This window comes from Nocardia pseudobrasiliensis NBRC 108224 (genome assembly GCF_001613105.1).
Taxonomy (GTDB): domain Bacteria; phylum Actinomycetota; class Actinomycetes; order Mycobacteriales; family Mycobacteriaceae; genus Nocardia; species Nocardia pseudobrasiliensis.
This window is the reverse complement of sequence record NZ_BDBS01000031.1, coordinates 76,661-88,539: the sequence shown is the minus strand read 5'-3', so window position 1 is coordinate 88,539 and position 11,879 is coordinate 76,661. Positions and strand designations below refer to the sequence as shown.

16 protein-coding genes and 2 pseudogenes are annotated in these 11,879 nt (G+C 66.9%); 6 read left to right on the top strand and 12 right to left on the bottom strand.

Features of this window, described 5'->3' with window-relative positions:
* Window positions 1-69 precede the first annotated feature (69 nt).
* Window positions 70-258 (bottom strand): hypothetical protein, encoded by a 189-nt coding sequence (locus tag NP4_RS41130; protein ID WP_147287800.1) that lies wholly within the window; start codon window positions 256-258, stop codon window positions 70-72.
* A gap of 5 nt (window positions 259-263) precedes the next feature.
* A pseudogene (locus tag NP4_RS43420) lies at window positions 264-393 on the bottom strand (FAD-dependent monooxygenase); the annotation flags it as partial.
* Window positions 394-640: 247 nt separating this feature from the next.
* On the opposite strand from NP4_RS43420, the gene NP4_RS23965 reads away from it, so the two are divergent.
* Complete coding sequence (locus NP4_RS23965; protein WP_068001916.1) at window positions 641-1,096, top strand: GNAT family N-acetyltransferase; 456 nt, start codon at window positions 641-643, stop codon at window positions 1,094-1,096.
* A gap of 40 nt (window positions 1,097-1,136) precedes the next feature.
* On the opposite strand, the gene NP4_RS23960 is transcribed toward NP4_RS23965, so the two are convergent.
* Both NP4_RS23960 and NP4_RS23955 read right to left on the bottom strand, forming a co-directional pair.
* Window positions 1,137-1,664 (bottom strand): hypothetical protein, encoded by a 528-nt coding sequence (locus tag NP4_RS23960; protein ID WP_156524938.1) that lies wholly within the window; start codon window positions 1,662-1,664, stop codon window positions 1,137-1,139.
* Complete coding sequence (locus NP4_RS23955; protein WP_068001911.1) at window positions 1,612-2,124, bottom strand: DinB family protein; 513 nt, start codon at window positions 2,122-2,124, stop codon at window positions 1,612-1,614. The genes NP4_RS23960 and NP4_RS23955 overlap by 53 nt, the downstream gene beginning before the upstream one ends.
* An 83-nt stretch (window positions 2,125-2,207) precedes the next feature.
* On the opposite strand from NP4_RS23955, the gene NP4_RS23950 reads away from it, so the two are divergent.
* Complete coding sequence (locus tag NP4_RS23950) at window positions 2,208-2,639, top strand: EthD domain-containing protein (RefSeq protein WP_068001909.1); 432 nt, start codon at window positions 2,208-2,210, stop codon at window positions 2,637-2,639.
* Between the two features lie 25 nt (window positions 2,640-2,664).
* Here the strand turns inward: NP4_RS23950 and NP4_RS23945 are convergent, their stop codons facing one another.
* Window positions 2,665-3,054: a hypothetical protein gene (locus NP4_RS23945; protein ID WP_068001906.1), complete on the bottom strand. Its 390-nt coding sequence runs from the start codon at window positions 3,052-3,054 to the stop codon at window positions 2,665-2,667.
* A 221-nt stretch (window positions 3,055-3,275) separates the two neighbouring features.
* Here NP4_RS23945 and NP4_RS23940 point away from each other — a divergent pair, with 221 nt between their 5' ends.
* Both NP4_RS23940 and NP4_RS23935 read left to right on the top strand, forming a co-directional pair.
* A complete protein-coding gene (locus NP4_RS23940; RefSeq protein ID WP_147287801.1) occupies window positions 3,276-3,536 on the top strand; it encodes a hypothetical protein in 261 nt (86 codons plus the stop codon).
* Between the two features lie 167 nt (window positions 3,537-3,703).
* Window positions 3,704-4,918 (top strand): glycoside hydrolase family 76 protein, encoded by a 1,215-nt coding sequence (locus NP4_RS23935; RefSeq protein ID WP_082876170.1) that lies wholly within the window; start codon window positions 3,704-3,706, stop codon window positions 4,916-4,918.
* Between the two features lie 28 nt (window positions 4,919-4,946).
* On the opposite strand, the gene NP4_RS23930 is transcribed toward NP4_RS23935, so the two are convergent.
* Window positions 4,947-5,558, bottom strand: a complete 612-nt coding sequence (locus NP4_RS23930; RefSeq protein WP_068001900.1) for a class I SAM-dependent methyltransferase — start codon at window positions 5,556-5,558, stop codon at window positions 4,947-4,949.
* A 166-nt stretch (window positions 5,559-5,724) separates the two neighbouring features.
* Here NP4_RS23930 and NP4_RS23925 point away from each other — a divergent pair, with 166 nt between their 5' ends.
* Window positions 5,725-6,615: a LysR family transcriptional regulator gene (locus NP4_RS23925; RefSeq protein ID WP_068002125.1), complete on the top strand. Its 891-nt coding sequence runs from the start codon at window positions 5,725-5,727 to the stop codon at window positions 6,613-6,615.
* Between the two features lie 7 nt (window positions 6,616-6,622).
* On the opposite strand, the gene NP4_RS23920 is transcribed toward NP4_RS23925, so the two are convergent.
* From NP4_RS23920 to NP4_RS42755, 4 genes and pseudogenes are all read right to left on the bottom strand, one after another.
* Window positions 6,623-7,366 (bottom strand): SDR family oxidoreductase, encoded by a 744-nt coding sequence (locus NP4_RS23920; protein ID WP_068001898.1) that lies wholly within the window; start codon window positions 7,364-7,366, stop codon window positions 6,623-6,625.
* 23 nt (window positions 7,367-7,389) lie between these two features.
* A complete protein-coding gene (locus NP4_RS23915) occupies window positions 7,390-8,160 on the bottom strand; it encodes an oxidoreductase (RefSeq protein WP_068001896.1) in 771 nt (256 codons plus the stop codon).
* A gap of 147 nt (window positions 8,161-8,307) precedes the next feature.
* Window positions 8,308-8,766 carry an SRPBCC family protein gene (locus tag NP4_RS42155; RefSeq protein WP_245996986.1) on the bottom strand — a complete coding sequence of 153 codons (459 nt, stop codon included), beginning with the start codon at window positions 8,764-8,766 and terminating at the stop codon, window positions 8,308-8,310.
* A 9-nt stretch (window positions 8,767-8,775) separates the two neighbouring features.
* A pseudogene (locus tag NP4_RS42755) lies at window positions 8,776-9,318 on the bottom strand (YbhB/YbcL family Raf kinase inhibitor-like protein); the annotation flags it as partial.
* A gap of 85 nt (window positions 9,319-9,403) precedes the next feature.
* Between NP4_RS42755 and NP4_RS23905 the strand changes: the two are divergent.
* Complete coding sequence (locus NP4_RS23905) at window positions 9,404-10,087, top strand: GntR family transcriptional regulator (protein ID WP_068001892.1); 684 nt, start codon at window positions 9,404-9,406, stop codon at window positions 10,085-10,087.
* Here NP4_RS23905 and NP4_RS23900 read toward each other — a convergent pair.
* Both NP4_RS23900 and NP4_RS23895 read right to left on the bottom strand, forming a co-directional pair.
* The gene (locus NP4_RS23900) at window positions 10,084-10,581 is read right to left on the bottom strand and encodes a GNAT family N-acetyltransferase (protein WP_068001890.1); all 498 of its coding nucleotides are present in this window, start codon (window positions 10,579-10,581) and stop codon (window positions 10,084-10,086) included. The genes NP4_RS23905 and NP4_RS23900 overlap by 4 nt on opposite strands.
* A 181-nt stretch (window positions 10,582-10,762) precedes the next feature.
* Window positions 10,763-11,833 (bottom strand): chitinase, encoded by a 1,071-nt coding sequence (locus NP4_RS23895; protein ID WP_068001887.1) that lies wholly within the window; start codon window positions 11,831-11,833, stop codon window positions 10,763-10,765.
* Window positions 11,834-11,879 lie beyond the last annotated feature (46 nt).

Sequence of the window (11,879 nt, the reverse complement as noted above, 5' to 3'; positions counted from 1 at the left end):
GAGGACCGCGTCGCGGTTCGTCCGACGAAATGCGCTGCACCGCAAAGGGTCCGGCATGTTGGTTCAGTACTAGGGAAGGTCGATCGAGTTGGCGATCTGTTGTTTGTCCTCGGCGGCCGCGCGGGCCATCCGCCGCCGGACGAGCGAGATGTTCGACAGGCGGATCTGTTGCATCTGCCACCAGAACTTCGATCGGCTGATGTAGAGGTTGCCCCCGGCTCGTGCGCGGGTGTGACATGTCGTGATGAACGGCCGCATGCGCCGGTCGTAGCGGGCGAATGCGGCGGTGAATTCCCCTGTCGCCGAAGCGAGTTCACCGGCGAGCGCATACGCTCCGACAATGGCGGGCGTGGTGCCGAGGCCGGAGGCGGGGGAGGCTAGCCGGGCCCCGTCGAGCGGGCCCCCGTCCTCGAACCTGATAGCCAGGCACTTTCCCTGTTCGGACTCTTTGAGGTGGGACGGATTCCCTACCGTCTCACCCCACGGCTCTACACCGAAACTCCATCTGATTTCCCCCTTCTCGTGATTCACTGATCCGGCTGAGACGCCGTCGGCCTCCGTCGTCCCGAGACACCACAGGATTCACGAGGTCCTACGTCTCGAAGTTCAATCAGCCTGTCGCAACCAACGAGTACTACGAATGGACAATCATCAAGTGCTGATCCGCCGCGCCGTCCAAGCCGATGCGGCGGCGGTGGCGGAGGTCTGGATCCGCTCGTTCGATGCGGCGTTGCCGACGGTGCGTCGCCCTCGAGACGATGACCGGATCCGAGACTGGTTCGTGCACAACGTCGTACCCACCCGGGAGACCTGGGTGGCCGAGGCACGGGACGCCGTGGTCGGCGTAATGGTGCTGCACAACGGTGAACTCGACCAGCTCTACCTCGACCCGGACTGGCGTGGGCGCGGCATCGGTGACCGTCTGATCGCGGTCGCGAAGGAGCGCTGTCCTGGCGGCCTCGAGCTTTGGACCTTCCAGGTCAACACTCCCGCCCAGCGCTTCTACGAACGCCATGGCTTCGTGGAAAGCTTCCGCACCGACGGCAGCGAGAACGAGGAACGCGAGCCGGACATCCGATACGTCTGGAAGCCGTAGCGCCTCGGCCGGTCCGAGCGCCTGCTCGCTCGGCCCGATCTCAGCTGTGCGCGGATGCGGCCCCGTGGGCGGCGAGCCAGAAACTGACGATCGCCACAAGGATCAGCACCGGGATCGACAGCAGCGGCCACACCATCGCGCGCCGTTCACGTCGCACGCTCCATGCAATCAGAATCAGCACGACGAGCCCGATACCGTATGTCCCGTAACCCATCAGATCGGAACCCGCGTCGACGTAGGTGCGGCACTGGCCGGTACATTCGCTCGACGCTCCTCCCGGTGCGCCGAGCATGCCGACGACGAATGTCAGGACGTTGCCGAAGAAGAACACCCCTACGAACAGCAGCACCGCGCCGATCACGTCCAGACCGCCCCGACTCGGCTGCCGCTGTGGTTTCAGGAACACTCCCGACGCCAGGCCGCTGTCACGCTGATCGAGCTTGTTGCGCATTTCGATGTAACCTCCTCGCACGCAATAGATTAGCGTGCGCCCGCGATCGGCGCGGGAGCCGCTTCTAGATGCCGGTCCGGCCGTCGATCCGTTCCCGAATGAGGTCCGCGTGACCATTGTGACGAGCGTATTCCTCGATCATGTGCACGAGAATCCAGCGCAGGCTGAAGCTCTCGCCGGTCGGCTGGTAGACGCCGTAGGCGTCGAGCGACTCGCGGGCGGCGGTGATTTCGCGGGATCGGTCACATGCGTTGTGCCACAACCGGAGCGCCTCGTCGGTATCGGCCTCGTCGATGTCGAAGTCCGCGCCGTCCGGGGCGTCGGCGCGCCAATAGCGGAATGGGATGTTGCCGCCGGACAGGATGCGGTCGAACCAGCCCAGTTCGACATCGGTCAGATGGCGGACGAGTCCGATCAGCGACAGTGCCGACGGCTCCACGGCCCGCGTGCGAAGCTGGTCGGCGGTGAGCCCGGAGCATATCCGGGCCAATGTTTCTCGCTGGAATTCCAGAGCTCGGGTGAGCGTCTCACGTTCTCCGGCGAGCTCATGTCTTTCGGTTTGTTGCGTCGACTCCACCTATTCATGATGCCGGGTGATTTTCACCCCGATTCGAAGCAGGCTGCAGTGCAGCAGGATTCGAGCAGCAGGGGGCTGGATCCGTGCCGCTCCTGCTGCTCATGTTGGGGCCCGATCGGGCGGGCCGTGCGCAGCCCCCGGCTCGGGTCGATGGCGACAGCGGTGAGCATTCACCCGGATGTCTCGCGCCGCACGGCCTCGGCGACGCGGGACAGGGCGACGCCGAGGTGTCGGCGCTGTGCGGTGGTGAGCGGGTCGAATACGAGGCGGCGCACCTGCGCGACATGTCCGGGCGCGCTGTCGACCACCTGCTGCCCACCGACGACGAGATCCCCGGCGTCAGCAGCGTCTTCTACGATGGCGTCGCCGAGGTGTGGGTCGACGACATCGCCGACGCCGCCCGCTGGTTCACCTCCGACACCCACACCACAACCGTCGCCCCGGACGAGGAGCGATTCATCGATCGCTCCCTGACCCGTTTCCTCTACAGCACCGAAACCCCGATCTTCGGCTGACCCCGGCTGCGGGCGGTGACGGTTTCTACGGGGTGTCCGGCCCGATTCTGCGCGGCTTGGCCAGACGCCGAATTCCTACCCCCGGAGCCTCGTTACCGGCTCGTTTGCGTCGCGACGCGCCGAGATCGATGACGCTTCCCTCATGTTCGCCCGCGCCCGGATCGACCGGCCATGCCCCCGTTTCGGACTGCAGTTCCGATCGCAGGACGGGCCTGGTCGGTGCGGGATCGAATACCGTACCGCCCTCGGGCTGCCAGGTCCTGCGGCGCGGTCGATGTGGCAGCCGGATGAGCTTTGCCGTGCTGTTGTCCCCCTCGGAGCGACCACTCTCGGCCGCCGTCGTATCTTCCGGCTTCCCATGTAACCGTTCCACCGCATCGAGCTCGTTTTCGCCGGATCCCGGCAAGTCGTCCACGCCCGTATTCTGCCTCAGGATGCGCACGGCCGTTCCCACGCAGTCCCGCTGCCAATGGTTGTAGGGGCCGCCGCCCCGGGCGAGATTTCTACGCGGTCGTGTAGTGGCCGACGGTCGCGCTGCTGTCCTACCCCGACAGACTCGTCCGCGTCAGCGCCAGTTCGCTCATGCCGCATGCCCACGGCTCTCGCGGCGGCTACCGCGCCACCTTCACCGACGGTGTGCTCGAACATCGATTCACCGGGGTGGCGCAGCAATCCGATTCCACCACAACCGAATACACCTCAGACGGAATCCGTGGCCGTGCACCGGAAGGCGATTCGAGTTACACCGCGATGATCGACCACGTACTGGCCTGTCTGCGTGGCGAGGCCGACAACCGGATCGCACCGGAAAGTGTGCTCGCCACTGTGCAACTGACGCTGGACATTCACGAGTCCGTGCGGTCGGGGATTGCTGAACTTCGCGTGTCTCGAAGGTAACGAGGCAGTAGCTGATGCATGGCCAACGCAGCGGATCGCTGTCGGTGATCAACTCCTTCACCTGGGGTTATCCCGCGCGCCGCGCCGTGGCGGCCAGGGCAGGATAAGCTGTAACTGAACGGTTTCCGGCTCTGGTGAGCGTTGTTCTGTAAGAGGAGTCCGGGCGGATGGATCGCCGGAACAAGGGGATCAGTCGGCGCAGCGTGCTGTTCGCCGCCGGGGCGACGGTCGCACTCACCGCGCTCACCCAGCCGACCCAGGCGCGATCGCTCACGCGGAGCGCGGGCGCGTACTGCGTGGGCGTCGAGGAGTGCGCGAAGCGGGCGGATCTGGCGGAACAGGCGATCGTGCGCCGGCATGTGCGCACGCTGTGGGGACAGTCGGGGCTGCGGTTGGGCACGCTCGTCTGGCCGTCGTCGCTCTTGGATCAGTCGCTTCTGAAATGGTGCTACTGGTGGCAGGCCCATCTGCTCGACTGCGCGGTGGATGCCGCGTACCGCGCCCGCACTCCCGAACGCGTCGAACGAGTTATCGCCCTCGCCAATGGGATTCGGGCACGCAATCTCACCGGCTGGACCAATCGGTACTACGACGATATGGCGTGGCTGGCATTGGCGCTCGAACGCGCCGATCGACTGCTCGGCATCCGGTTCGGCGATGCGGTCGAAGATTTGAAGTCGGCCCTGGTGGATGGCTGGAACCCGGCCGTCGGCGCGGTGCCGTGGCGGATCAATGCCGACTACTACAACACCCCGGCGATCGGTCCGACCGCGATCGCTCTGGCGCGCTTGGGCGAACTGCCGCGCGCCGAGCAACTCGCCGACTTCCTGCACACCCGATTACGCGACGCCGACAGCGATCTGATCCTCGACGGTCTCTACGAGCCCGGCGGGCGGGTGGACCGCACCGTCCTGACCTACTGTCAAGGCGTGGTCATCGGGCTGGAAGCCGAATTAGCCGTCCGCACAGGCGAATCGGTTCATCACGACCGCGCGGCCGCACTCGTCGCCGCGGCCGGCGACAGGCTCGCCCACACCGGAGTGATCGCCGCCTCCGGTGCGGACGATTCCGGACTGTTCATGGGCATCCTCGCCCGCTATCTCGCCGAAGCCGCACTGTCCCTGCGCGATACGACCGCGGCGCGAATCGTGCACGCCTCCGCGCGAGCGGCCTGGGAGAACCGTGCCGAGGTACACGGGCTGCCACTGTTCGGCATGGATTGGTCCCGCCCGGTCACGATCCCCGACGGCACGAAAGTCCTTGCCCAACTCACACATTCACCGCCTCCGCCCGCGGAGAACCTGAGCCCGGATCTATCGGTGCAGCTGAGCGGGTGGCTGCTGCTCGAAGCGGACTACCGGCTCACCGCCGCGGGCCTGTGAAGCGCCGATTCCCAACCGCCACTCGTATTCACCTGGGATCCGATTTCGTTGCAGAGAATACCGCCACCAGGAAATCGGAGTCGTCGGTGAACGGGCGCAGATCCCACGTCGAAAGTCGCACGTCCACAACGAGTCCGGCGCTCTCGGCGTCGGCGAGGAATCGCGGGAACTCGTAACCACGATCCGCGCCGAACCCCACGACCACGCGACCGTTCGGGGCGAGGTGGCGGGCGAACCCCGTCAGCACGGCCGTCCGGGTCGACGGCGCCACGAATGTCATCACATTTCCCGCGCACACGATGACATCGAAGCGGTCGGGCAGATCCAGTTCGGCGAGATCGCCGACGATCCAGGTCGGGCCGGGATGGTCCTGCTCGGCGGCGGCGATCAAGACCGGATCGACGTCGACGCCGACCACGAGGTGACCGGCGCGATGCAGATAACCGCCCACCCGCCCCGGACCGCATCCCGCGTCCAGGACGCGCGCACCGCGCTCGAGCATCGCGTCGATCAGTCGCGCCTCGCCGACGATATCGGTGCCCTCCGCCGCCAATGTCCGGAACCGCTCCACGTACCAGGTCGAATGCGCCGGATCGGCGGCCGTGATCTCCTCCCACTGGCTGGGGGTGCGTCCGCTCATCGTGTGTTGCTCCTCCCTGGGGGGTCGTCTCGGATCCACTGTGCCACGGACCAGCGGGAGAAAGATCGGGTCGACGATCTCCCTGCGCGCCCTGACACCTTGCCCGAGGAGTTCGTCAGCTCGTGCACACGATCTCGCCATCGGTGACGTGGATAAGATGGGGCCGATGAGCCTTCGTCAGTTCGAATACGCCCTGGCCGTCGCGGAGGCGGGCTCGGTCACGGCGGCTGCGGAGCTGCTGCATGTCGCCCAACCGTCGATGTCCCAGCAGATCCGCAATTTGGAGCGGGAGCTCGGCGTGACTCTGTTCGCGCGCACGCCGACGGGCCTCGTTCCCACCGCGGTCGGTCGCGCGTTTCTGCGGGATGCGGAGATCGCGGTGCGCGCGGCGCGTCAGGCGCGCGCGACCGCCCGGGCCGGGGCCGAGGAACTGGCGGGCGAAGTGGTGGTCGCGGTGCAGATGGGTTTCGGCACGCGGCAACTGCCGGGCGCGCTGGGCGCGCTGCGTCGGCGCTTCCCCCGGTTGGAGGTCACCGTCTTCGAGGAGCCGAGTTCCGCCGAGCTGGAACGACTCTGCCGCCGGGGCGCGCTGGATCTCGCGCTGATGGCGGCGTGCGAGCGGGGTCCGGCCGGTGCGCACCATCTCGGCCACGAGGAGTTCGCCGTGGTGCTGAGCGCCGGACATTCGCAGCTGGCCGCGGACCGGGTCGCCCTGCGTGAACTGGACGGCGAAGCGTGGGTGCGGTTCGACCGTGACAGCGCGCTCGACGGTGTGCTCACCGGTGTACTGCGTGACAACGAGCTGACCCCGGTCACCGCCGCCCGCGTATCCCAGACGGCGACGGCCGTGCGCTGGGCCGCCCACGGACTGGGTGTGACACTCGTTCCGGCCTCCGCGGTGCCCCACGGCTACGAATACCTTGTGCGCCCGGTATTTCCGATCGTCTCCCAGCCCGTCGTCGCCGTGGTGCGTCAGGAGGCGGGACGGGCGGCGACGGCGCTACTCGAACTCCTGCGGCAGGAGATCTGGTACAGCGCCGCCCCCTTGGCGTCCTAGCGCCGACTCACAGCTGCGTGGCGCCACCGTCGGCGACGAGTTCGGCCCCGGTGGTGTAGGTCGCCTCGAAGGCGAGAAATATTGCCGCCCGCGCGATTTCCTCGGGCGTACCGAACCGCCGCATGGGATTGTCCGCGACCCGTTCCGCCTTGAACCGCTCGGCGGCCGCCGCGGTCATCGTGGCCTCCAGAATTCCCGTATCAATAGGGCCGGGACTGATCGCGTTGACCCGAATTCCACGCGAAATCAGCTCGCGGGACAGAGTGCGGGCGAATGAGCGCAGTGCCGCCTTGCCCGCGGAATAGACACTCGACTCCAGCACGCCGATGGTATTCGCATTCGAGGTGGTGAGAACGACCCCCGCACCCGTATTCAGCAGCGGAGCGAGTTTCTGCACGGTGAAGAACGCGCCCTTGACATTGATCGCGAACAGTTCGTCGTACATCTGCTCGGTCGTCGATTCGAACGGCGTGAGGGCCGCGATGCCCGCATTGACGAAAAGGGCGTCGACCGTGCCGAATTCATCCCGCACGCGGTCGGCCAAGGCAGCCAGGTCCGATACCGCGGACACATCGCCCCGGACGGCCAACGCGTTGTCCCCGAGCCGCTCCCGCGCGGCGTCGAGGGTGGCCTGTGAACGACCGGTGATCATCACCCGCGCTCCGTCGTCCACCAGCAGCTTCGCCATCGCGAACCCCAGGCCATTACCGCCCCCGGTGATCACCACATTCTTGTCGCTGTAGACGCCCATGCCGGGCCTCCTTCCGATTCGCTTCAGCCCCGGGGGAATTCGCCGCCGTCTACGACGAGACTGCTTCCGGTCAGCCAACTCGCCCGGCCGGATACGAGAAACAGCACCGCGTCGGCGATATCGTCGGGTCTGCCGTCGCGGCCCAGCGGCGGGAAGGTGTTGTCCTGGCCCGGCCCCTCGTTCAGCAGTGCCCACCGCTCCCGCGTCGCCTCGCCGCCCGGGGTGGCGGTCCGGCCCGGCAATACGGCGTTGACCCGAATCCCGAACGGCGCCAACTCCGCGGCCAGCCCGCGGCTGTAGTTCTCGAGCGCCGCCTTCGCCGTCGTGTAGTGCAGGAAGGGTGGCGCGACGGACGGGACCGCGGCCGAGGAGATGTGCACGATCGCTCCCGAACCGCGCTCCCGCATCCCCGGTGCCAGCAGCGCGTCCAGTCGCACCGAGGCCAGGAAGTTCAAATCCAGCGCGTCCTGCCACACCTCGTCGGGAATGGCCAGGGCTCCATGATGCGGCTGCCCACCACCCGCGTTGTGCACCAGCACATCCACCCCGCCGAGCAGCTCCCGCGCGGCGGCGGCGATCGCCTCCGCACCGGCCCGCGTCCGCACATCGGCCGCCACGAAGGAGGCCCCCTCCGGCGCGGTGCTGGTCGTCGACCTGGCGGTCGTCAGCACCTCGGCCCCCGCGTCGAGGAGTTGGCGCACAATGGCCGCTCCTATTCCGCGAGTGCCGCCGGTGACCAAGGCGCGCTTCCCCGCGAGTTCTCGCGTTTCCGACCGTGTTTCGATCGTGGTCATGCCACTGATCCTTTCGATTACGTGTCGACGCTCGGCGAAAAATGGAATCGGCGTCGAGCTGTTTTCACGGTATGTCCCGAAAAGAAGCGGTGGCAAAGACGAATTGTCAGCGGGCCCCATAGGGAATTCCTATGCGGCCCCGCGAGATCAGGTGGTGCGGCGGCGGACGGTGCGTTCGAGGATGCCGAGGGTGGCCCGGAGGGCGGTTTCGGGGACCACCGGGAAGGTCAGTCGCCGCTTCCAGGTCTCGTCGAGTTCGGACCAGTCGTAGTAGGAGGTGACGAGTGTGCCGCCCTCGGTCGGCGCGAGCCGGTAGCCGTAGATGTGGCGGACATGCGGCCGCAGCTGACCCTCGACCGTCCAGGCGATCTCTTCGTCGGGGATCAGTGTGGTGATGACGACCTCGACGTCGTATTTGCCGAGTGGGAAGTCTCCCAGGGCATCTCGGTCCATATGCACCACGAATCTGTCACCGGCCCGCTCGACCGGCTGGCCCTCGGCGGACATGAGCATCCCGGACGCATCGATGTCCACATGGCCCTTCGGATCGGTGAGGATCGCGAAGACGGCGGCGGGGGGAGCGGGAATGACGCGCGAGACCTCCACGCGTTCAACGACTTCGGTCGCGGGAGGCGTATACGCCGTAGCGGTCAGCACCGCGCGGCCGAGGATGTGCGAGCTCATGACGAAGCCCAGATAGGCCGGGGTGGCATCGGCGGGGACGCCGAGGGATTCGACATCGAGGGCGTGCACGACGATCACATAGCGGTGCGGTCCGTGCCCGGCGGGCGGGGCCGCGCCGAGGAAACGCGCCATGCGCGCGTCGTTGGGCAGCTGAAAAGCCTTCTCGGGCAAGGCCGAACCGGTGTCGTCACCCGCACCCTCGGGCAGTTCGGTGACGGTGGCGGGGATGTCGGCGACCGCCCAGTGCCAGAATCCGGATCCGGTCGGGGCGTCGGGGTCGTAGACGGTGACGGCGTAGCTTTCGGTGCCGTCCGGAGCGCCGCTCCAGGACAGCTGCGGCGATATGTCCTTCCCGCCGGGTACGCCGGAGGACCAGTGCTGCGGCGGCAATGGGGCGCCGTCGGTGACGGTGGTGCTGGTGACAGTGAACGAGGCCGCCTGCGGGAGGCGGGCGAAGGGGTCGTTGGCGCTCATCGCGTACCTTTCGAGCCGAACTGTGGAACATGATCGACCGTAGCACGAATAATCGATTATTTGTCGAATCGTCTATGCTGAGCGGATGATCCGGACGGCCCACCCCTCGACGTCACCAGCGAAGCAGATGCTCTCCGAGCAGGTCTACCTCCGCCTGCGTGAGGCGATCATGCGCGGGGAGCACGCACCCGGCGACGCCCTGAAACCGCAGGATCTGGCCAGGGCGCAGGGTGTCAGCCTGGCCGTCGTGCGTGAGGCCCTGGTGAGATTGGTCGGCGAGGGCCTGGCCGATCGGCTGCCCAATCGCGGCTTCGCCGTACCGGAATTCACCGACCGCCGCTGGCAGGAGATCGCGGAGGCCCGCCGGACCATCGAACCGGCGATGCTGCGCATGTCCATCGAACGCGGCGACCTCGACTGGGAGGCCCGCGTCCGAGCCGCCCACCACCGCCTCGCCCGCACGCCGCCCTTCACACCGCGGGACGGCGACTACTACAGCGAAGCCTGGTCCGAGGCGCACCGGAGCTTCCATCGCACTCTGCTGGAGGGTTGCGCCAACCACGCCCTGCTCGAAACCTTCGATCGCCTCTGGACCGCAAGCGAATTGGCCCGCCGGCTGTCGGCGCGGCGCAATCCGCACCGGGACGGCGCCGAGGAACACCGCCGACTCGAGGAGTCCGCACTGTCCCGCGACGCCGACACCGCGGCTGAGGTATTGACCCGACACCTGTCACTCACCGCGGAAGCCCTGGCCGGACAGGAGGATTAGGCCCTCAGGCGCAATTCCGCGACGTCCTCGTCGATGAGCGCCGGACTGTGCCGGAAGCCCGCCTTCTCCAGCACACGGATCGAAGCCGGATTCGACAGTTCGACCTTCGCCAGCACGGTGTGCACTTGTGCTGCGCCCAAGGCGAATTCGGCCAGTGCGCGGGTGGCCTCGGTGGCGTAGCCGCGGCCCCGGCGGGAAGGCGCTATGCCGTAGCCGATTTCGATTTCGCCATTGTTCGGCGGCCAGAACAGGCCGATCGATCCGATGATCAGGCCGCCGTCGCGTTCGGCGATGAGGCGATGGCCGTACTCGGTCGACCAGTCCGGATTCTCCGAGATCAGACCGGCGATGACCCGGTCGCCCTCGGCGGGGAAGTCGGCCGCCCAGTGCGGCAGCCGCCGGTCGGTGAGTACGGCGTCGATCTCGCCGGATGTCCAGCGGCGCAGGACGAGACGTTCGGTGCGCAGGTCGGTCACCGGAGGAGTGGTGGACATGAGATCTCCAGATCGTGGAAGTACGATCCGGGCGTGCGTCAACGCACGAACCGGATGAGGGCATGGCGAATACAGCCTGTGCGGGCCATATTCATCAGCTCCTTGGTTCCGGTTCGTCGGACGCGCGCCGTGCGCGGGCGTCAGTCTACAGCGCGGCGCGCGTCCGCCTCAATGCAATTGATCAGCTCCTGGCCTGTAGCGATTTGACGTTGTTGCCGAAGGTCCAATTGCGGGAGCCGTCCCAGTTGATCGACCAGGTCATCAGGCCTTTGAGCGGATTGCCCGCGCCGCTGCCGTAATGGTTCCACGCCTGGGCGACCAGGCTCGGGGACATATAGCCGCCGCCCGCGCCGGGCTGGGCGGGCAGGCCGGGGACCTGCTTGTCGTAGGGGACGGTGATCGTGGTGCCCTGTACGGTGAGACCCTTTGCCAGGCAATCGGTTTGAACGGTGAACCCTTGGACCGTTCCGGCCTGGTAGGAGTCGCCGGAACAGCCGTACATGCTGCCGTTGTAGTACTGCATGTTGAGCCACCAGAGCCGCCCGTTGTCGGCGTACTTCTTGATGATCGGCAGGTAGGCGCCCCAGATCGAACCGTAGGTGACGCTCGCGCCGGTGACATAGGCGGTTTCGGGGGCCATGGTCAGGCCGAAGCCCGCGGGCATCTGGGCCAGGATGCCGTCGATGATCCGGATCAGATTGGCCTGGGAGGTGGACAGCGTCTTGATATTGCCGCTGCCGGTGAGGCCGGTCTCCAGGTCGATATCGATGCCGTCGAAGTTGTACTGCTTCAGAATCGGCACGATGGTCGCGACGAAACGGTCGGCGACCGCGCTGGAATTGAGGTCGATACCGGCCGCCGCGCCGCCGATGGACATCAGGATGGTGGCTCCGGCCGCCTTGGCCTGGCACATTTCCGCGGGCGTCGCGACCTTGACCGTCGAATCCATCCCGTCCTCCCACAGCGCGGTGCCGTCCGAGCGGATGACCGGGAATGCCGCGTTGATGACGTTGTAACCGTGTGTGGCCATGCGGGCGTCGGTGATCGGAATCCACCCCATGCCCGGATGCACGCCATTGGACGCGCCGTCCCAGTTCTCCCAATATCCCTGTAGCACTTTGCCCGCCGGTCGCGGTTTGGTTGCGCAGGTGGCGCTGTCGCTCGGCGCGGCATGGGTTACCGGCGTCAGTGCGGCGAGGCTCAAGGCGAGCCCCGCGACGATTCCTGCCAGACGTGGCCATCGACGACTCATGATTCTGCTCCCTCATCCGAGTCCAATGCAGTCATCATCCGACCGG

What these genes read in the sequence shown, in the direction of transcription:
- NP4_RS41130 (WP_147287800.1), bottom strand. Translation starts at nt 258, where the DNA reads ATGCGGCCGTTCATCACGACATGTCACACCCGCGCACGAGCCGGGGGC.
- NP4_RS23965 (WP_068001916.1), top strand. Translation starts at nt 641, where the DNA reads ATGGACAATCATCAAGTGCTGATCCGCCGCGCCGTCCAAGCCGATGCG.
- NP4_RS23960 (WP_156524938.1), bottom strand. Translation starts at nt 1,664, where the DNA reads ATGGTCACGCGGACCTCATTCGGGAACGGATCGACGGCCGGACCGGCA.
- NP4_RS23935 (WP_082876170.1), top strand. Translation starts at nt 3,704, where the DNA reads ATGGATCGCCGGAACAAGGGGATCAGTCGGCGCAGCGTGCTGTTCGCC.
- NP4_RS23930 (WP_068001900.1), bottom strand. Translation starts at nt 5,558, where the DNA reads ATGAGCGGACGCACCCCCAGCCAGTGGGAGGAGATCACGGCCGCCGAT.
- NP4_RS23925 (WP_068002125.1), top strand. Translation starts at nt 5,725, where the DNA reads ATGAGCCTTCGTCAGTTCGAATACGCCCTGGCCGTCGCGGAGGCGGGC.
- NP4_RS23920 (WP_068001898.1), bottom strand. Translation starts at nt 7,366, where the DNA reads ATGGGCGTCTACAGCGACAAGAATGTGGTGATCACCGGGGGCGGTAAT.
- NP4_RS23915 (WP_068001896.1), bottom strand. Translation starts at nt 8,160, where the DNA reads ATGACCACGATCGAAACACGGTCGGAAACGCGAGAACTCGCGGGGAAG.
- NP4_RS23905 (WP_068001892.1), top strand. Translation starts at nt 9,404, where the DNA reads ATGATCCGGACGGCCCACCCCTCGACGTCACCAGCGAAGCAGATGCTC.
- NP4_RS23900 (WP_068001890.1), bottom strand. Translation starts at nt 10,581, where the DNA reads ATGTCCACCACTCCTCCGGTGACCGACCTGCGCACCGAACGTCTCGTC.
- NP4_RS23895 (WP_068001887.1), bottom strand. Translation starts at nt 11,833, where the DNA reads ATGAGTCGTCGATGGCCACGTCTGGCAGGAATCGTCGCGGGGCTCGCC.